The 19,692-nt window shown below is 59.3% G+C and carries 20 protein-coding genes; 1 reads left to right on the forward strand and 19 read right to left on the reverse strand.

The features are described 5' to 3' along the window. Positions 1–68: 68 nt before the first annotated feature. Positions 69–1,067, reverse strand: a complete 999-nt coding sequence (locus ACZZ0G_RS03550) for an ADP-ribosylglycohydrolase family protein (RefSeq protein WP_460096584.1) — start codon at positions 1,065–1,067, stop codon at positions 69–71. Further along, positions 1,064–1,777 carry a GntR family transcriptional regulator gene (locus ACZZ0G_RS03555; RefSeq protein ID WP_463395265.1) on the reverse strand — a complete coding sequence of 238 codons (714 nt, stop codon included), beginning with the start codon at positions 1,775–1,777 and terminating at the stop codon, positions 1,064–1,066. Before ACZZ0G_RS03555 ends, ACZZ0G_RS03550 begins: the two co-directional genes overlap by 4 nt. Before the next feature lie 361 nt (positions 1,778–2,138). Between ACZZ0G_RS03555 and ACZZ0G_RS03560 the strand changes: the two genes are divergently transcribed. Then, entirely contained in the window at positions 2,139–3,281 is a 1,143-nt protein-coding gene (locus ACZZ0G_RS03560) for an IS481 family transposase (protein WP_463555327.1), read from the forward strand. Positions 3,282–3,365: 84 nt separating this feature from the next. Here ACZZ0G_RS03560 and araH read toward each other — a convergent pair whose 3' ends face one another. The 17 genes from araH to fabF form a co-directional block, all read right to left on the reverse strand. Beyond that, positions 3,366–4,334, reverse strand: coding sequence for an L-arabinose ABC transporter permease AraH (araH, locus tag ACZZ0G_RS03565; RefSeq protein WP_026000669.1), 969 nt, complete (start codon positions 4,332–4,334; stop codon positions 3,366–3,368). A 12-nt stretch (positions 4,335–4,346) separates the two neighbouring features. Then, a complete protein-coding gene (gene araG, locus ACZZ0G_RS03570; protein ID WP_463555328.1) occupies positions 4,347–5,891 on the reverse strand; it encodes an L-arabinose ABC transporter ATP-binding protein AraG in 1,545 nt (514 codons plus the stop codon). A 53-nt stretch (positions 5,892–5,944) separates the two neighbouring features. Beyond that, positions 5,945–6,949: a substrate-binding domain-containing protein gene (locus ACZZ0G_RS03575; RefSeq protein WP_122842546.1), complete on the reverse strand. Its 1,005-nt coding sequence runs from the start codon at positions 6,947–6,949 to the stop codon at positions 5,945–5,947. 136 nt (positions 6,950–7,085) lie between these two features. After that, the gene (locus tag ACZZ0G_RS03580; RefSeq protein WP_463555329.1) at positions 7,086–7,904 is read right to left on the reverse strand and encodes an SDR family oxidoreductase; all 819 of its coding nucleotides are present in this window, start codon (positions 7,902–7,904) and stop codon (positions 7,086–7,088) included. A gap of 271 nt (positions 7,905–8,175) precedes the next feature. Beyond that, complete coding sequence (locus tag ACZZ0G_RS03585) at positions 8,176–9,051, reverse strand: SMP-30/gluconolactonase/LRE family protein (RefSeq protein WP_463555330.1); 876 nt, start codon at positions 9,049–9,051, stop codon at positions 8,176–8,178. A gap of 133 nt (positions 9,052–9,184) precedes the next feature. After that, positions 9,185–9,901: a FadR/GntR family transcriptional regulator gene (locus ACZZ0G_RS03590; RefSeq protein WP_463555331.1), complete on the reverse strand. Its 717-nt coding sequence runs from the start codon at positions 9,899–9,901 to the stop codon at positions 9,185–9,187. Positions 9,902–10,094: 193 nt separating this feature from the next. Then, on the reverse strand, positions 10,095–10,655 hold the full coding sequence (locus ACZZ0G_RS03595; protein WP_463555332.1) for a DUF1285 domain-containing protein: 561 nt from the start codon (positions 10,653–10,655) through the stop codon (positions 10,095–10,097). A gap of 15 nt (positions 10,656–10,670) precedes the next feature. Next, positions 10,671–11,276 carry a DUF4823 domain-containing protein gene (locus ACZZ0G_RS03600; protein ID WP_064120365.1) on the reverse strand — a complete coding sequence of 202 codons (606 nt, stop codon included), beginning with the start codon at positions 11,274–11,276 and terminating at the stop codon, positions 10,671–10,673. A 169-nt stretch (positions 11,277–11,445) separates the two neighbouring features. Continuing rightward, complete coding sequence (locus ACZZ0G_RS03605; RefSeq protein ID WP_463555333.1) at positions 11,446–12,414, reverse strand: GTP 3',8-cyclase MoaA; 969 nt, start codon at positions 12,412–12,414, stop codon at positions 11,446–11,448. A gap of 137 nt (positions 12,415–12,551) precedes the next feature. Next, complete coding sequence (locus ACZZ0G_RS03610; protein WP_007950805.1) at positions 12,552–13,190, reverse strand: TetR/AcrR family transcriptional regulator; 639 nt, start codon at positions 13,188–13,190, stop codon at positions 12,552–12,554. A gap of 351 nt (positions 13,191–13,541) precedes the next feature. Next, positions 13,542–14,333 (reverse strand): TatD family hydrolase, encoded by a 792-nt coding sequence (locus ACZZ0G_RS03615; protein ID WP_463555334.1) that lies wholly within the window; start codon positions 14,331–14,333, stop codon positions 13,542–13,544. 15 nt (positions 14,334–14,348) lie between these two features. Continuing rightward, positions 14,349–14,705 (reverse strand): PilZ domain-containing protein, encoded by a 357-nt coding sequence (locus ACZZ0G_RS03620; protein ID WP_007950801.1) that lies wholly within the window; start codon positions 14,703–14,705, stop codon positions 14,349–14,351. Positions 14,706–14,747: 42 nt separating this feature from the next. Further along, the gene (locus ACZZ0G_RS03625) at positions 14,748–15,731 is read right to left on the reverse strand and encodes a DNA polymerase III subunit delta' (protein ID WP_463555335.1); all 984 of its coding nucleotides are present in this window, start codon (positions 15,729–15,731) and stop codon (positions 14,748–14,750) included. Next, positions 15,724–16,356: a dTMP kinase gene (tmk, locus tag ACZZ0G_RS03630; RefSeq protein WP_463555336.1), complete on the reverse strand. Its 633-nt coding sequence runs from the start codon at positions 16,354–16,356 to the stop codon at positions 15,724–15,726. Before tmk ends, ACZZ0G_RS03625 begins: the two co-directional genes overlap by 8 nt. A gap of 19 nt (positions 16,357–16,375) precedes the next feature. Next, on the reverse strand, positions 16,376–17,557 hold the full coding sequence (mltG, locus tag ACZZ0G_RS03635; protein WP_463555337.1) for an endolytic transglycosylase MltG: 1,182 nt from the start codon (positions 17,555–17,557) through the stop codon (positions 16,376–16,378). A 3-nt stretch (positions 17,558–17,560) separates the two neighbouring features. Beyond that, entirely contained in the window at positions 17,561–18,376 is an 816-nt protein-coding gene (pabC, locus tag ACZZ0G_RS03640) for an aminodeoxychorismate lyase (protein ID WP_463555338.1), read from the reverse strand. After that, complete coding sequence (gene fabF, locus ACZZ0G_RS03645) at positions 18,376–19,620, reverse strand: beta-ketoacyl-ACP synthase II (protein WP_397482937.1); 1,245 nt, start codon at positions 19,618–19,620, stop codon at positions 18,376–18,378. The genes pabC and fabF overlap by 1 nt, the downstream gene beginning before the upstream one ends. Positions 19,621–19,692 lie beyond the last annotated feature (72 nt).

The raw sequence follows: 19,692 nt of genomic DNA on the forward strand, positions 1-19,692 counted from the left end.
CACACTGGATTTGTGGCGTTCACATAACCCCTGTGGGAGCGAGCTTGCTCGCGAAGGCGTCAGCCCAATCAGCGCAAGGCCAACAGCCCCTGCACCAACGGCTCAAGCTCCAGATGATTGACCGCTTTCACTGTGTCGATCATCGGCACCGGCCAACTCTCAAGGCCCAGGCAGGCCCCCAGCATGGCGCCAAGAATCGCCGCGATGGTATCAGTGTCACCGCCAAGACTGGCGGCCATGCACAGCGCATCGAACGCGCTCATCTCACCGACCGCGACTTGCTGCGCCAGCGCGAACGAAACCACCACCGACTCCTGCGACGCCACCGAAGTGCCGATCACGTCATAGAGCAGATCCGCCAGCAACGCCTTGTCGCTATCGACGCTGATGGTGCGCGCCCAACTGATGCGTGAAGCAATGCGCCCACCGGCGACCCAGTGACCGTGCGCTTCTGCTTGCTGAGCGATGTGCTGACCGAGGTTCAACGCCTCGCCCAGGTCCATGCCATTGATGCCGGCAGACACCACCGCCGCCACCGCCGCCGCGCTGGAAATCCCCAGCGTGGTGTTGTGGGTCACCTGGCAGGCCTGCACTACCGCTGCGATGAATCGCTGAGGGTCGGCAACATCCGCCGCGATCCCCACCGGCGTAATACGCATCGCCGCGCCGTTGGTGGTGCCGTAGCGTCCGGCTTCTTCCGGCGAGTGCCCGGCGAGGATCATTTCAATGGCGCGTTTGGTCGATGGCCCGAGCAAGTCCTGCGAGCCCTTGGCCTGCATCTCGGCTTCCCACTCGATCAAGCGTTGCGCAAGAATCGCCGGTTCGATGCGACCCTTGCCTTCGACCAGCAACTCACCGACCAGAATCGCCTGCTCGGTGTCATCAGTGATCGAGCCTTTGGGCATGTTCGCGGCGATCGGTTGCAGTGGCCCGGCGTCCTGCAGATCAGTGATCTGGCCGAAGCGGGTCTTGATGGTTTCGCGGTTCAGCGATTGCGTCGGCATGCCCAGCGCGTCGCCGAGGGCCAGGCCATAGAAAGCGCCAAGGGCACGGTTGAGCGCGGTCATTTCGATTCTCCAAATTGCAGGTGCAGACGGAAATGCACTGGGTCGAGCAGGCTTTCGACCTGCTCCATGAAACGGTTCTGGCGGTCGTAGGTGGTGCGCAGGGCTTTGAGAAAAACGGTGCCGACCGGACGCCCGAGCAGTTGGGCGTCTTCTGCATTCAGCGGTTCGGCACCGATCCATTGATCGCCGCGCTCGCCGATGTAGCCGTAAGCGGCCAGGGTGATGGTCAGGGAGTTGTCGATCAGACCGACGCGCGGCAGGCTTTCCAGGCCGCCGCTGGCCGGCATCAATGAGCGTTCGAGGGACACCAGCGTGCCATCGTTGGAACGGCGACGACGGTCGAGGGTGATGAAATTTTCCGTGCCGAAACGCGAGAGCAGATCGGGCCGGGTCACGGCTTCCAGGCGCAGCACTTCGGTGTTGATCAGCGCCCCGCTGTCGGCCAGCGCCTGCGCCCAACCGCTGCGTTGGTCGAGGGCGACACCGTCGAAGGTGACGATGGAGCCGACGCCGCTTTGCGTGGCGATGTAATTGCGCCGTTTCAGTTCGGCCAGCGCTTCGCGCAACGTGCCACGGCTGACGTTGAATTCTTGAGCCAACTGATGCTCGCCGGGCAACAGAAAGCCGTCCTCCATGAGGCCGCTTTCGATGCGCCGGACGAGTTCGTCGACCACCCGTTGTTTCTTGTCAAATCGTACCTGTCTAATCATGTACAAATTGATAACCGAAACGGGCATTGGCGAGCAAGGAAAATTTAGGGGAAGAGACAGAAGGTTGAAAGTCAAAAGCACCCTCACCCTAGCCCTCTCCCGGAGGGAGAGGGGACTGAATGGGGGATGCTCAGGAAGTACGCCGACCTGAAAGTGCTTCGCCGAATCCACAATCGACACGAAAGTGCTTTTCCGATTCCATAATCGACTAGGTCTTTCAGGTCGACGGATTACACAAGACACCTCGGTCGGCCCCCTCTCCCTCCGGGAGTGTATGTACCGGAGACATGGTGGACAGGTGTTCGGAGACATGGTGGACACATTTTAATAGACGCATTGCTCATCGCGAAGGAGATGGCCTGTGTCTTGGGAAGAGGTGTCCACCGTGCAGCTTCGTACAGAATTCGTGCTTTTGGCTCGGCAAGAAGGGGCCAATGTTCGGCAGCTTTGCCGCCGATTCAATATCAGCCCAAGCACTGCCTACAAATGGCTCAAGAGGTTTGAAACCTCAGGCGCAGGGGGATTGATCGATCAGTCTCGACGACCAAAGACATCACCCAAACGCTGCGCTGACGAGGTTGAGCAGCAGATTCTGACCGTGAGTCAGGAGTACGCGGCTTGGGGCGCTCGCAAGCTCAAGCGCGTGTTAGAAGACGAAGGCGCAGTGATGCCTTCCGTCAGTACTGTGCATGCGGTTTTACAGCGTCATTCGCGCGTTGATCCAAAGGCCGCTGAGATCAAACCGTTTATCCGGTTCGAGCATGAAGCGCCCAACGATCTTTGGCAGATGGACTTCAAGGGGCATATCAGCCTGGCTCAGGGGCGTTGCCATCCGTTGACGATATTGGACGATCATTCACGGTTTTCGCTGTGCATCGCGGCATGCATCAATGAGCAGCGCCAAACCGTTCAGGACCATCAAATCCGGACCTTTCGGCGCTTCGGCCTGCCTTTACGCATGACGATGGACAACGGTTCGCCTTGGGGTGATCAGACAGGCGTTTATACCGCATTGGAGGTCTGGCTGATGAGCCAGGGCATCAAGGTCGGCCACTCCCGACCTTATCACCCGCAAACCCAGGGAAAGCTGGAGCGCTTCCACCGCAGCCTGAAAAGGGAAGTCCTGCAAGGCCAGCTCTTCATCGATCTGGACGATGCGCAACGGGCGTTTGATATCTGGCGTGAGATTTACAACCAGAAGCGCCCACATCAAGCACTGGGCATGCAGGTTCCTGCAACTCGCTACAGCAGCAGCCCGCGGGAATATCAGGAGCAACCGACGGCGCCTGAATACGACGATGGGGATGTGGTCAGAAAGGTTCAGGTGAAAGGCGAGATCTACTGGCGCAACCGTGAATACACCGTCGGAAAGGCGTTTCACGGGAGGTCAGTGGCTATCAGGGAAACGACGGAGGACGGCATCCACGATGTCTACTGGAGTAGACATCGTATCGCCCGAATCGACTTGAACTTGCAGATCGTGACGGCAGGTAAGAAGATCTAAAACCGTCCACCATGTCTCCGAACATGTGTCCACCATGTCTCCGGTACATACAGGGAGAGGGCTGGGGTGAGGGTAGCTTTTGACTCAGCGTTGTTTGAGGCGGTCGATGACCACAGCCAACAGCAAAATCGAACCACGAATCACATACTGATAAAACGTATCAATGTTCTTCAGGTTCATCGCATTCTCGATAATCGCCAATATCAACACCCCGGCAATCACATGCCGGATCATGCCGATCCCGCCGCTCAACGACACCCCGCCCAGCACACAAGCCGAGATCACCGTCAGCTCAAACCCCTGACCAATCATCGGCTGCCCCGACGTCATCCGCGACGCCAGAATCACCCCGGCCAACGCACCAATCACGCCATGCACGGCGAAGATAATGATCTTGGTGCGATCAACGTTCACGCCCGCCAGCAACGCTGCTTCCTGGTTGCCACCGATGGCCATGGTATTGCGCCCGTAGGTGGTGTAATTCAGCAGCCAGCCAAAAAACAGAAAGCAGACGATCGTGATCAGAATCGGTACCGGCACGCCAAACAACTGGCCGTTACCGAATACGAAGAACGATTCCTGCGACACGCCAACCGCTTTGCCGTTGGCAAAAATGTACGCCAGACCGCGAACGATCTGCATGGTCGCCAACGTCGTGATCAACGCATTGACGCGCAACTTGGCAATCACAATCCCGTTGATCAACCCGACAATCAGGCCCATCACCAACGCCGCACTGACACCGAGAAACACGCTGTTGGTGTCACGCATCACCACTGCCGCAACCACGCCGGCGCAGGCAATCACCGAACCCACCGACAAGTCGAAGTGCCCCGACGCCAGGCAATACAACATCGTGCACGCCGCGATCCCGGTGGTGGAAATCGCCAGGCCGAGGCCACGCATGTTCAGCGGCGAAAGGAAGTTGTCGATCAGCAGCGTACAGGCAACGAAAATGCCCACAGCTGCCAGTAGCATGACCCAGTCATCAAGGAAGCGGCGCATGTCCAGCGGTTTGCGCTCTTTGGGCAGGGTTTCGTTTTGGGTTGTCATCATAGTCACCTCTCAGTTCGCCACGCCGTCAGCGCGGTGGCGCGGTAAAGCCAGTTGCAGCAGGTTGGATTCATTGGCCTGGTCACGGCTGATTTCGCCGCGCAGGGCGCCTTCGCAGAGCACCAGAATGCGGTCGGAAATGCCCATCACTTCCATCAGATCGCTGGACACCACGATCACCGAAATGCCCTCGGCAGCGAGGTTATGGATGATCTGGTAGATCTCCGCCTTGGCGCCGATGTCGATGCCACGCGTCGGTTCGTCGAGCAGCAGCACTTTCATCGGCATCGACAGCCAGCGACCGAGAATGGCCTTCTGCTGATTGCCGCCGGAAAGGAATTTGATCTGCTGACCGGCGTGCGGGGTTTTCACTTTCAGCGCTTTGATCTGTTTGTCGGCGTTGCCCTTTTCCCACAGACCGCGAATCAGGCAGCCAAGACCCGAATGGGCGCCACGTGCACTGATGTTGATGTTCTCGGCGACGCTGGCCAGCGGGATGATGCCTTCCTTCTTGCGATCCTCCGGACACAGCAAAATGCCCGCCGCAATCGCGTCGCGCGGTGAGCGCAGTTTCAATTCATGACCGCGCAATTCGAGGCGCCCGGCCGTGTTGCGTTCCAGCCCGCTGAGCAAACGAAACAGTTCGGTGCGCCCTGCCCCGACCAGTCCGAACAGGCCAAGAATTTCGCCTTTGTGCGCCTCGAAACTGATCGGCTCACGCAGGCCCGGACCGAGCAAGCCGGCGACCTTCAGCGCCACCGCGCCGCGTGGACGATGGCGATAATCGTAGATGTCCTGAATGTCGCGACCGACCATGCAGGTCACCAGTTGATCGTGGGTCAACTGGCTCATGTCATCGAAGGTGCGCACGTAGCGGCCGTCCTTGAACACTGTCACCGCGTCGCAGATGCGGAACACTTCTTCCATGCGATGGGAGACGTAGAGCACGACTTTGCCCTCGTCGCGCAGGCGGCCGATGATCGCCATCAAGCGGTCGATTTCACGGGCCGAAAGACTGCTGGTCGGTTCGTCGAAGGCGATCACATGGGCGCCGCGCGATAACGCTTTAGCAATTTCCACCAATTGTCGCTGGCCGAGGGACAAACGTCCGACCTTGGTCTGCGGATCGATTTCATCAGCCAGGCCTTTGAGGCAATTCAACGCTTGCTGACGCAGGGCACCGCGATTTATCAAACCGAAACTGGCCGGTAGATGGCCGAGAAACAGGTTTTCGGCGACGGTCATTTCCGGCACCAGATGCAGCTCTTGGTGAATCACCGCGACGCCGCTGCCGATGCTGTCGGCGGTCGACTTGAACGCCATGGTCTGCTCGCCGATCTGCAACTCGCCGCTGCTCGGGATGTAGGCGCCGCCGAGGATTTTCAGCAGGGTCGATTTGCCGGCGCCGTTCTCGCCCATCAAGGCATGAACCTGGCCGGGATGCGCGACGAAGCTGATCGCGTCCAGCGCTTTCACGCCGGGAAAGGTTTTGCCGATGCCGTTGAAACGCAGGCTGCCAACGGCGCTATGTTCGTGTGTCTGTACTTGCGCGTGCATAAAGCCACCTCTTCACACCGAAAAACGGCCCGGCTGCCCGGGCCGTCGCTGCATCAGTTCCACAAGCCGATTTTTTCCAGCTCTTGCTTGAAGTTTTCGCGGGTGATCAGGGTGACGTCGTCCATCGCGGTGTACTTCGGCGGTTCTTTGCCTGTGGTCACCCACTCGAACATCATCTCGGCGGTTTTGTAGCCTTCGATATGCGGGCTTGGCAGCATTGAGCCGAAGAAGCCGCTGTTAGGCTTTTTCAGTTCGCCGATGGCGTCGGTACCGTTGATACCAATGCCGATCACGTTGGCGGCGGCGAAACCGGCCGCTTCAGTGGCGCGCACGCCGCCGAGCACGGTGTTGTCGTTCATGCCGCCGATGATCAGGTTTTTCGCAGCGCTCGGTAGTTTCACCAGCGCCGAGTTGGTCGCGTCCATGCTGCCCGGTACGTCGAGGGTTTTCAGTGCGGCGAACAGAATGTGGTCTTTCGGCATACCGGCATCTTCGAGGGACTTCACCGAGCCGTCGGTGCGCTTCTTGCCGGTGTCGAGTTCGTTGTAGGTGTTGACCACCGCGTAGGTGTCTTTCCAGTCCCAGTTACGCTTTTTCGCTTCGGCGACCATGGCGTTGCCCTGCTTCTGGCCGACTTCGAACGCGGCCATGCCGAGGTACGGCACGTCTTCCATGAACTTGCCGTTGGCGTCGACGAAACGGTCGTCGACGGCAATCACTTTCAGGTCATTGAGTTTGGCTTTGGCCATGATCGCCGGGCCGAGCGAGACGTCCGGCGGGCAAATGACGAAGCCCTTGGCACCGTTGGCGGCAAGACTGTCGATCGCCGACAGGGTTTTCTCACCGTCCGGCACAGCGATCTTGATCAGTTCGAAGCCCTTGTCCTTGGCGGCTTTCTCGGCGAAAGCCCACTCAGTCTGGAACCACGGCTCTTCAGCCTGCTTGACCAGAAAACCGATTTTCACGGTGTCGGCAGCGAGCAGCGCACTGCTCAGGCTGAACGCGGTGACCGCCAGGGCGGTACTGCACAGGGTACGAATCCCGAAACGACGTTTCATAAGCTGACTCCTTGTTATTTTTTTTGAGCAATGTTTGAAAAGCGTTAAAGCGTGTTCCTGCAAAATCTTCTGAAAATAGTCATATCGTATGATGATTGGATTGCAAACGGTTTTATCCGTGTGAAAGCCACTGCGCTCAGTCGTGGTACATCACCGAGCGACCACCATCGATGGTGATGCATGACGCGTTGATGAACGGCGCCTCATCGCTGGCCAGAAATACAGCGGTCATTGCTACTTCAAGCGGCTGACCGATGCGTTTCGGCGGGTGCAGATCGAAGGCGCGCTGACGCTCGGCGTGCGGGTCGGCGAAACCGTTCCAGTAATCGACGTTCAGTTGCGTTTCGATGTAGCCGGGTGCGATGGCGTTCACGCGAATGCCCTTCGCGGCGTATTCGATGCCGAGCGCGCGGGTCAGGCCGAGCAAACCGTGCTTGGCCACCGGATACGGGAAGCAGCCGGGAATAATGTGGCTGGAGTGGGTCGAGGCAATGTTGATGATGCTGCCAACGCCCTGCTCGATCATCTGCGGCAACACCGCTTTGCAGCCGAACCAGGCGCCGTCCAGATCGATGGCGAAGCAGCGATGCCAGTCTTCTTCGGTCATTTCCAATGGATCGCGGAACACGTTGACCCCGGCGCAGTTGACCAGCACGTCGATGCGCCCGTGCAGTTCAACAGCGCGTTTGGCCATGGCATGCAGATCCTGCTGACGCGAAACGTCAGCCTTCAGCGCCTGCACATCAAAGCCCTGCCCACGCCAATGGGCGGCGACTTGCTCGACTTTCTCGGCCTGGATATCGCTGATCAACAGTTTTGCTTGCTGCGAGGCGAAAGCGGCGACGATGGCTTCGCCGATGCCTTGCGCGGCGCCGGTCAGCAGCACGACCTTGTTGTTCAGGCGCTCACCCTTCGGCGGCGCGGGCACCGGCGGCAGGGAAAGAGGCTCAGCCATGGATCAGGACTCCTGTTTCGCGAGCACAAAAAAACCGGGCATCTGCCGATGTCCGGTCTGGAAGGCGGTTGGAACGAAACAGGCAGGCACGGCCGACAGCTTGGGGCCGTTGCGAGACGCGGACTCCGCATGGGAGTGCGATGGAAATTCGCTGCATCACTTCACCTGTTTTGTTCTTTTTAAGTGTGAGTGCGTGTTACTGCTGGAGCCGACTATAAACCCGACCGCCAAATAATCTCAATATATAATTTTGCATCCCATATTTTGGGATTCACCCTGCAAACCGCGTACAGAGCTTTCCTGCAATATCCACGCGCATCGACAGCACCGCACCATCCAGTGGATGGTTCTGCGGGCTCTGGGCGCTGGTGATGTACAGGGTTTTCAGATCTTCACCGCCAAATACGCAACTGGTCGGGCGGCTGACCGGCAGATCGATCCTGCGGTCGACCTTGCCGTCAGGCGTCAGGCGCAGCAGGCAATTGCCGTCCCAACGCGCGTTCCACACATAGCCTTCGGCATCCATCGCCGAACCGTCCGGGCCGCCCTGCTGATCGGGGCCGTACCAGACTTGCGCGGCATCGAGATTGCCGTCGGTGTGAATGAAGTAGCGATGCAGCGTGCTGTCCATGCTGTCGCCGAACAGCAGCGTGGTGCCGTCGTCGCTCCACAGCAAGGTATTGGGAATTCCCAGATTGCGCAGTAAGGGTGTGACGCGCTTATCCGGATCGATCCGGAACAGGCCACCGGAACGACGGGTGATCGGCAGGTCTTCGCCGTTCTCGCCGATGTTGTTTTGCATGGTGCCGAGCCACAGTCGACCTTGGCCATCGCAGCGCGCTTCATTAGGGCGGTTTCCGGGTTGCGGGTCGGCGACACAGAACAGGGTCAGGCGTGGTTCGAGACCTGGGGAGTCAAGATCAAGACGATAGACACCGCTGCTGAGCGTGACCAGCGCATCGCCGCTGGCGCAGGGAATGAACGCGGATACGTGCTCGGGCATCTGCCAGATCTGCACGTTCTGGCCGATCAGGCGCAGGGCCTGTTTGCCGGCGATATCGACCCAGTACAGCGCTTGGGTCGGCGCGTCCCAGAACGGGCCTTCACCGAGTTGGGCGCGGTGTTGGGTCAGGGCGGTCCACGGCATATCAACTCCTTCTTTGTTGTTGTTTTACTGTGGGAGCGAGCTTGCTCGCGAAGGCGTCGTGTCAGTCAATGATGATGTATCTGACTTGACGCATTCGCGAGCAAGCTCGCTCCCACAGGGGATCTCGGTGTATTCAGCTGGCCTTTTTGTCGGCCATGACTTTCGGGTAAAAGCGTTTGATCGCCAGATCCGCGTTATCGATCAAAGTCATGCACGCCCACACGCCGCGCGCAGAATCCCGGGCGGCGATGGCGTCGGCCATGTCCTTGTGGATCGGCAAAGTGCGGCGCAGTTCATCCGGGTCGGCCGCAGAGACTTCAAATGACACTGCGAGCAACGCGCCGAGAGCCGGGACCATTTGTTCGATGAACTGATTGTGGCTCGCCGCAAGGATGCATTCGTGGAAGACCTGATCGGCGTGGTTGTAATCGGTGCCGCTGTCAACCGCGCGTTCGAGGGCGTTGTAAGCCAGTTGCACCGCTTCAATCTGTTCCAGCGTCGCACGCTCACAGGCCCAGCGCACGGCCATCGGTTCGATGGTGCGGCGCAGGTCGAGCAAGTCATCGACGAAGTTTTCCGGCAAGCCATTACGTGACAGCCAACCGACGACCTGCGGATCGAACAGGTTCCAGCGCCGCACCGGCAACACGCGCGTGCCAACTTTCGGCCCGACTTCGAGCATGCCTTTGGCAACGAGGGTTTTGATCGCTTCGCGGATGACCGTGCGGCTCACGCCGAGCTGTTCGCCGAGATCGGCCTCGACCTTGATGGTCTGCCCTGGTTTGACCTGGCCAGCGGCTATCCAGCTGCCCAGCCAGTCGACCGTGGATGCGTGAAAGCTGCTGGACATGAACACCTCAAAGCGGATCGCGATGGGTGATCAAGCTAATCATCATACGATTAACAGTCAATCAGGATTTTAAGGTGATTCACAAAACCAATGTGGGAGCGAGCTTGCTCGCGAAGGCTGGGTATCAGGCACCCTAAGTATTGACTGACATACCGCTTTCGCGAGCAAGCTCGCTCCCACAGGGATTCGTGTTTCAGGGTTCGAGACCGATGCGGAAAAATTCGCCACCGCTCCACACGCCGAGCCAGCGCTGGCCGTCGATTTCGCGGCCGACCGCCAGTTCCACCAGTTGATAGAACACATTGCGATGAATCAGCGCTTCAAGGTTGGTGCGGATATGCACGTAGGGCGCTGGCTCTTGCGTCGCCGGATCGATTTCGACGCGAATCGGATGTTCCGGCCCGGCCTCGGCGGTTTCTTCGACGTTGGTGGTGAAGCGCAACAGCTGCGCATCCCCTTCGCCTTCAACCTCAACGGCAATCGCCACAAACGGCGCGTCGTCGACTTTGATGCCGACCTTCTCGACCGGGGTGATCAGGAAATAATCATCGCCGTCGCGGCGAATGATCGTGGAGAACAGCTTGACCATCGGCTTGCGCCCGATCGGCGTGCCCAGGTAATACCAGGTGCCGTCGCGGGCGATGCGCATGTCGATGTCGCCGCAGAAGTCCGGGTTCCACAAGTGCACCGGCGGCAAGCCTTTGGTTTTCGGGATCTGTCCCAACAGGTCATTGGCTTTTTGCGGGCCACTCATGGCGTTCTCCTTGAATTATTGGTCGCCGACTCCCAACAGGCTACGCGCGTACTGTGCCAGTGGCGGGCCGATCAGGTCTTCGGGCTTGCTGTCGTGGAACGTCAGTAAACCGCCACGACTCTTGATCCGTGCAGTATCAATCAAATACTGGGTGCTGGTCTCGATCAACATGATCTGAATCACGCCGCCGTCGATCCCCAGACGATCCACGGCTTCCTGATCAAGCCACTCATCGGAGTTGCCGATGCGGTCATCAGCCTTGGCGAAACGCGTGTACAGCAGATAGTGCGCTCCGGCATCGCGAGCTTCGCCCATCGCCTGATCAAGGCCTTCCGGCGCGCGGGCACGGCGAACCATCGGGAAGTATTCGACGAAGCCTTTGAAGGCTTCTTCGGCCACTACGTTTGGGCGCGGATAAGAACCACCCGGCGGTGCGAATGCGCCTTGGGCGATGTAGATAAACGAGTCCGGCTGAATACGGAAGTTGTTCACGCGACGGCTGTCGCTGTGGTCCAGCAAACCGGCATCGCTCATCTGGTAGCGAGTGCCTTCGGCCATATCGCTGACAGTCATACAGCCGCCAAGCGCCAAAACGGCCAGCAGCAAAACCAGGCTACGCATCCTATTCCTCCAGAGGCCGGTGACGGAAAACCGGCGAATGGCCGTTGGATGCAGCTTTTGCGCCAGCTCTGGTTGTTCAATGATTGTTAAATCGTATTCGCGAGCAGGCTCGCTCCCACAGGGGAACACATTCCAAGGTGGGAGCGAGCTTGCTCGCGAAAGCGGTTGCTCAGCCGCCGATGATCTTCATGACGGTGGCGCCGCCAGAGAACGCCACTTCCTGCTTGTCCCCCAACGCCTTGACCAGCAATCGCTGGAGCGCCGGCAACGCCTGATGACGCGGCTTGTCGAGCAGATCGCCGACATAGTGGCGGTTGCTCGACGACAGGCAGCCATGCAGCCAACCGGTCGACGACAGGCGCAAGCGCGAGCACGTCCGGCAGAACGGTACACTTTCGTTGGCGATCACACCGAAGTTGCCGAGACCGGGAATCGCGTAACGCACGGCGGTAGCGTCTACGGGCGCGTCGGTTTGTGCGTACTCGTAACGTTCGCCAATCAGCTCCAGCAATTGCTGCAGGCTGACGAACTGTTGCAGGAAAGCATTGTTGTCCTTGGCCAAGTGGCCCATGCGCATCAATTCGATGAAGCGCAGTTCGTATCCGCGTTCCAGGCAGTAATCGAGCAGCGGCATCACCTGATCGAGGTTCTGCCCGCGCAACGGCACCATGTTGACCTTGATCTTCATCCCCGCTGCTTTCGCCTGATCCATGCCGTCCAGCACAGTCGCCAGATCGCCGCCTCGGGCGATGCTGCGGAACGCGCTGGCATCGAGAGTATCGAGAGAAACGTTGATCCGGCGTAGACCGGCCTCCACCAGCAGCGGGAGTTTTTTCGCGAGGAGCTGGCCGTTGGTCGTCAGGCTGATATCTTCCAGGCCCATCTTGCCGATGGCGGTCATGAACGATTCGAGTTTGGGACTGACCAGCGGTTCGCCGCCGGTGATACGCAACCGTTCGATGCCGGCAGCCTCGATCAGATACGCCACGCCGCGGGCCATGGCTTCGGCTGACAGTTCATCCTGCGCAGCCACCAACCGCTTGCCGTTAGGCACGCAGTAGGTACACGCGTAATTGCAGGCTGAGGTCAGGCTGATGCGCAAATTGCGAAAACGCCTGCCTTGACGGTCAACGATCATGATCACTCCGGCGAAAGAATTTCGAGCCGCTAAAACTTGACTCACAAATCAAGTTTTAGCAAGCCCTATGCCTGAGTATATTCCTGCGGTACTGCGACATGTAGCGAAATCATGGCGCAATAAGGCTGCTGAATGGCTCAGCTGCTCGGGGTTTCCGGGTCGCGCTTGCGCTTATTGCCCATGCGCACGCCGATGTCCATCAGGAACTGGAAGAAACCTTCCTGATCTTCCAGCACATTGCTCCAGAACGGCGAGTGATACAGCGCCACAGCGCCGTGCACCAGCGCCCAGGATGCGCAGTAGTGGAAATACGGCGGCACGTCTTCAAGCTTGCCTTCGCTGATACGGCCCTTGATCAGCAGGGTCAGACGTTCGAAGTTCGAGGCACGGATCTTGTGCAGCTCCTCGACCATTTCCGGCACCTGATTGCCCTTGACCACCTTCTCTTCGAGGCGGTCGAACAGGCGATAGCGTTGCGGGTCGCGCATGCGGAATTCGAAGTAGGCGCGGGACAGCGCTTCCTTGTCCTTGTCGACATCGGCCGAATGCAGCAGCTCGTTCAAATCGCGCTCGTAATCGAGCATCAGGCGCAGATAGATCTCGGCCTTGGATTTGAAGTGTTTGTAGATCGTGCCTTTGCCGATACCCACGGCATCAGCAATCATCTCGACGGTGACACTGTCTTCACCTTGTTCGAGGAACAGCTTGAGCGCGGTATCGAGAATTTCTTGCTCGCGGCGACGAAACTCACGGACCTTACGAGGTTCTTTGTGCATAAGAAAAGGTCTGAAGGGTCAAAATTCGAAGCCGCGTATTATGCCTAACTTGCGCAAAAATGCACGGATCATCCGACCATATCTGTGTTTCTTGTTCATTTTGAGAACGTTTTGGGCGCAATGAGAACTCAACTGAAGCGAACGTATTCCAAATTTGTTTAAAAACCTCGACCGGCTAACTGGACTGCACGCCAGACTGATCAATACTTGAACTGTCGGGCGACATCTCCCCCAAGTGTCGCGCCGGTAAAGGTACCAAGGGACCGCGTGCCTTTGTTTTACTCCTAATGGTCTTAACCCGGATTCACCCCCCAGAACCCGGGTTTTTTTTGCCTGCGATTTGGCTACCGACTACTGGGCAGATTTAACACTCGCCAGCGGGAACAGCCGCTTGAAGTTCTCGGTGGTCTGCTCGGCAAAGCGTTCGTAGTTCTCACCGCGCAGCATCGCCAGGAATTCCGCGACTTCACGCACGTATTGCGGCAGGTTCGGCTTGCCGCGATAAGGAATCGGCGCCAGGTACGGTGAATCGGTTTCCACCAGCAAACGATCGGCCGGGACCTTGCTCGCGACATCGCGCAGCGCATCGGCGTTGCGGAATGTGACGATGCCCGACAGGGAAATGTAATAGCCCATGTCCAGCGCCGCTTTGGCCATGTCCCAGTCTTCGGTGAAGCAATGCAGCACACCGGCCTGCGGCAGTGCCGCTTCGCGCAGCAACTCAAGGGTATCGGCACGGGCGCCACGGGTGTGGATGATCACCGGTTTGCCGGTCTGCTGCGCCGCTTGCAAGTGCAGACGGAATGATTCCTGCTGCAGTTCGGCGGCTTCCGGCTCGTAGTGATAGTCGAGGCCGGTCTCACCGATCGCCACCACTTTCGGGTGATTGAGTTCTTGCAGCAACCAGTCCAGCGCAGGCGCCGCGCCGGGTTGCACATCGAGCGGATGCACACCGACCGAACAGTCGACATCGTCATAACGCTCAGCCAGGGCTTTGACGTCGGCGGCGTTGTCGGCACTCACGCCGATGCACAGGAAGTGCCCTACTCCACGCCCACGGGCGGCATCCAGTGCAGCATCCAGCGAGCCGTCGTGGGCGGCGAGGTCGAGACGATCAAGGTGACAATGGGAATCTACGAGCATAAAAAAGACGGCTACTTACATCGTATGAGTGGGACGGTCGGATTTAAGCGCTCCGGCCAGATGGGTTTCGATGCGACTGCGCGCGGTGTTGTCGCCGTCGTTGAACTGCACGCCGACACCGGCAGCGCGATTGCCTTGCGCCCCCTTCGGGGTGATCCAGGCGACCTTGCCAGCCACCGGGATCTTCTCGGCCTCGTCCATCAGGTTGAGCAGCATGAACACCTCGTCGCCCAACTTGTAACTCTTGTTGGTCGGGATGAACAGACCACCGTTTTTGATGAACGGCATGTAAGCGGCGTAAAGCACCGACTTGTCCTTGATGGTCAGGGACAAGATGCCGTTGCGGGGCCCCGGGCTGACGGGTTCATTCATGTTGACCTCCACTGCTGATGTTCAGAGTCTAGGTACACATTCTTATCTTTGACCAGGCAATCCCGCCCATTGCACCAACAAGGCTTCAAGCAACAGCGCCGGATTGAGGTTGGCCTTGCTCATGACTTTCTGGCGCTGGACGAGAATCCAGTCCTGAATCTCGAGGACTTTGCCTTGTGCGCTTTTCTGCGCCAGGTACTGCACGACTTTGCGCATGTCGGTCAGACCGAGACCCGCTTCATCCTGAGTCAATTGATAACGCAGGATCAGGCTCGACCAATCGCAGAACCAGTCGAACAGACGCAGCATCGGAATGCTTTTCCATTCTTCGGCCAGTTGTGTCGGCGATTGCTGCTGCTTGAGCAGCTTCTTCACGCCTTCGACCACTTGCGCGCGCTGCTCACGCACGCCCTGGGATTGCAGACTGACCGCCATCAACGGTGAACCGGCCGCCAGCGTGAGCAATTCGACACGTTCTTCTTCGGAGCAATCCGGCAGCGCCTGAGCCAGCCATTGCAGGCTCATTGCCTCGCCCGGCAACGGACAGGCTTGCTGCACGCAGCGGCTTTTGATCGTCGGCAGCAAACGGCTGGTCTGATGGCTGACCAACAGCAAAACCGTATCGCCGGACGGTTCTTCAAGACTTTTCAGCAAGGCGTTGGCAGCGTTGATGTTCATCGACTCGACCGGCTCGATCAGCACCACTTTGCGCCCGCCCAGTTGCGCGGTCTGCACCACGAAGCTGACCAGATCACGGACCTGATCGACCTTGATGGCCTTGTCGGCTTCTTCCGGTTCGAGGATGTAATTATCCGGGTGGCTGCCGGCCTTGAGCAGCAGGCAGGATTTGCACTCGCCGCACGCTTCCGGGGTCGGCCGCTGGCACAACAGGCTGGCCATCAAGCGTTCGGCCAACGCACGTTTGCCGATGCCGGCCGGGCCATGCAGCAGATAGGCGTGGGCGTGCTGCTTACGCCCGGCTAGTTGCTGCCAGAGATTGTCCTGCCACGGATAGGCCTCAGCCACGGGCCAGCTCCAGCAAATTCGGAATCAGGGTATCCAGCGACTGCTGAACCTTGGCCAATGGCTGTCCAGCGTCGATGCGCACATAGCGTGCAGGATCAGCTTCGGCGCGCTTGAGGAACGCGTTGCGCACGGCCTCGAAAAACGCCCGGCCTTCCAGTTCGAAGCGATCCAGACGGCCACGGGCACTGGCGCGGGCCAGACCTATTTCCACCGGCAAGTCGAAAATCAGCGTCAAATCCGGGCGCAGATCGCCCTGCACGAAGGTTTCCAGCGTGGCGATGCGCTCCAGCGACAAGCCGCGACCGCCGCCCTGATAGGCGTAAGTGGAATCGGTGAAGCGATCACACAGCACTACTGCGCCACGGTTCAGTGCCGGACGGATCACTTCGGCCAGGTGTTGGGCGCGCGCGGCGAATACCAGCAGCAACTCGGCATCCGGGTTCATGACTTCGTCGGCCGGGGCCAGCAGCACGTCGCGGATGCGCTCGGCGAGCGGAGTACCGCCGGGCTCACGGGTCAGCACCACCTCGATACCGGCGGCGCGCAGGCGCTCGGCGAGGTATTCGCGGTTGGTGCTTTTGCCGGCGCCTTCCGGGCCTTCCAGGGTAATAAACAAGCCAGTCACAGGCAGTCCTTAATCAAAGTCATTGCGTGTTTTGTGGGGCGGCGGCTTCCGGTGCCGGGGTCGGCGCAGGCTCCTGCGGCGCAACGTGTGGCAACGATTCCGGCGCTGTATCCGGAGATGCTGCTGGAGTCGCTTCCTCGCTGGCGGGAGCGGCCTCAGGCGTTGTCGCCGGCGCTGGACTGGAGCGGTAATCAGCACGGCGCTTGAGCTGATACTCACGCACCGCATTGTTATGCGCATCGAGATCGTCAGAGAACACGTGGCTACCGTCGCCACGGGCAACGAAGTACAGACTGGTGCCTTCCACCGGATTCAGCGCTGCGTGAATCGCTTCACGCCCGACCATCGCAATCGGCGTCGGCGGCAGTCCGGGAATCACATAGGTGTTGTACGGCGTCGGCTCTTTCAAGTGAGCGCGAGTCAGTTTGCCGGTGTAGCGATCGCCCAAGCCGTAAATGACGGTCGGATCGGTCTGCAACTGCATCCCCAAAGCCATGCGACGCACGAAGACACCGGCAATCTGCCCGCGCTCCTGCGGCACGCCGGTTTCCTTCTCGACCAGCGACGCCATGATCAGCGCCTGATACGGTTCGGTGTACGGCACATCGGCAGAACGACTGCCCCACTCTTTCGCCAGGACTTCATCGAGACGATCGAAAGCTTTCTTCAGCAGCTCGGCATCGGACATGCCGCGCACGAAACGGTAGGTATCGGGGAAGAAACGCCCTTCCGGAAACAGCCCTTTATGACCAATCTTCGCCATGACGTCGCTGTCGCTCAAACCGTTTAAAGTCTGTTCGATCTTTTCGTCTTTGGCCAACGCGGCGCGCACTTGATGGAAGTTCCAGCCTTCGACCAGCGTCAGGCTGTACTGCACCACTTCACCGCGCTTCCACAAATCAATCAGACCGTTGACGGTCATGCCTGGCTGCATGCGGTATTCGCCGCTGTGAATCGGTGTACCGGCGAGATTGAAGCGCCAATAGACGCGCAGCCAAAACGCGTCCTTGATGACGCCATCGGTTTCGAGTGCAAGGAAGGTACGGGTCGGTGTCGAGCCTTTCTTCACATCCAGCAATTCTTCCTGCGTGATGTTCAGGGGCTGTTCCAGTGCGGAGTGAATCTTCCAGGCGCTGGCGCCCAGCAACAGCCCTGCCAGAACCAATCCGGTTTCCAGCAGCAGCAAAAGTTTACGTCTCACAAATCAGGCATCCAGTAGGGCGCGGGCAATGGTTTGCAGTTTACGGGTGAGCGGGCCAACCGGCCAGCTCAGTGCAGCGTAGGCGCGTATCGGCCAGACGCCATACACGCTGTTGCAGACAAACACTTCGTCGGCCCATTGCAGCTGTTCGAGGCTGATGTCGGCGATCTGCGTGGGAATGGCCAGTGACTCGGCCTGAAACAATATTTCGGCGCGCATCACGCCGGCAACGCCGCAGCGTTTCAGATCCGGCGTAATCAATACACCGTCGCGCACCAGAAACACATTGCTGAACACCCCTTCGATCACTCGACCGGCCTGATCGAGCATCAAGCCTTCAGCGTGCTCGCTGTCCTGCCATTCGGCGCGGGCGAGAACTTGCTCCAGTCGATTGAGATGTTTGAGTCCAGCGAGAAGCGGCTGTTTGGACAGTCGCGTATTGCACGGAAACAGGCGAACGCCCTGTTCCGCATGAACAGCGGGATAAGCCGCCGCAGGATTGCCCTGCAGAATGCGCCGGCCCGGCGCTGCGGGATCTGGCGCATAACCGCGCAAGCCGTCGCCACGCGTGAGAATGAGCTTGAGCACGCCCTCGACCATCGCTGCCGAGTAACTCAGCAGCTCGCGGCGAATCAGCTCGATATCCGACGCGATGGCCAGACGCGAACAGCCCTCGGCCAGCCGCGTCAGGTGCCGATCCAGCAGGATCGGCTGGCCTCCACGCACGGCAATAGTCTCGAACAGACCATCGCCGTAAGCCAGGCCGCGATCTTTCAGCGACAGACTGTCAGCCGGTTGACCGTCGACCCAGCAGTCCATCAGCCTGCAAACCGGCGGAATGCCAGGGTGCCGTTGGTGCCGCCAAAACCGAAGGAGTTGGACAGCACGACATCGATGTCCATGTTGCGCGCAGTGTGCGCGACGAAATCGAGGTCGCAGCCTTCGTCCGGCTCATCGAGGTTGATGGTCGGCGGCGCTACCTGGCTGTTGATCGCCAGTACGCTGAAGATCGCCTCGACCGCGCCCGCCGCACCCAACAGGTGACCGGTCATGGACTTGGTCGAGCTGACCGCCAGTTTGTAAGCGTGATCACCGAACACGGTTTTGATCGCATTGGCTTCGGCGAGGTCGCCCGCCGGAGTCGAGGTACCGTGGGCGTTGATGTATTGCACTTGATCGATGTTGATCTTGGCATCGCGCAGCGCGTTGGTGATGCAGCGTGCTGCACCGGCGCCGTCGGCCGGTGGCGAGGTCATGTGGAACGCATCGCCGCTGGTGCCGAAGCCGATCAGCTCGGCATAAATGGTCGCGCCGCGCGCCTTGGCGTGCTCCAACTCCTCGAGAACCAGTGCACCGGCACCGTCGGACAGCACGAAGCCATCACGGCCCTTGTCCCATGGACGGCTGGCGCGGGTCGGCTCATCGTTGCGGGTCGACAGCGCACGGGACGCGCCGAAGCCGCCCATGCCCAAGCCGCACGCAGCCATTTCGGCACCGCCGGCAATCATCACGTCGGCTTCGTCGTACATGATGTTGCGCGCCGCCATGCCAATGCAGTGCGTACCGGTGGTGCATGCAGTGGCGATGGCGTAGTTAGGTCCCTGTGCACCCAGGTGGATGGACAGGAAACCGGAAATCATATTGATGATCGAGCCTGGCACGAAGAATGGCGAGATTCGACGCGGGCCCGTCTCATGCAGAGTACGGCTGGTTTCTTCGATGTTGGTCAGACCGCCGATACCCGAACCCATGGCCACGCCAATGCGCTCACGGTTGGCGTCGGTAACTTCGAGCCCTGCATTGCGCACGGCTTGAAAGCCGGCAGCGAGACCATACTGAATGAACAGGTCGAGCTTGCGCGCTTCCTTGACCGACAGGTATTCCTCGACATTGAAGCCCTTTACCGAGCCGCCAAAGCGGGTGGAATAGGCAGAAAGGTCGGTGTGTTCGATCAGACCAATGCCACTGCGGCCAGCCAGAATGCCCTGCCAACTGCTCGGCACATCCGTGCCCAGTGGCGACAACATACCCATACCGGTGACTACGACGCGTCTACGCGACACAGCACTCTCCTTTTTCAAATGACGACGACTTTGCATCAGGCCTAAAGAAAAAACCGCACGCCATGATGGCAG

This window comes from Pseudomonas sp. AC169 (assembly GCF_979258515.1).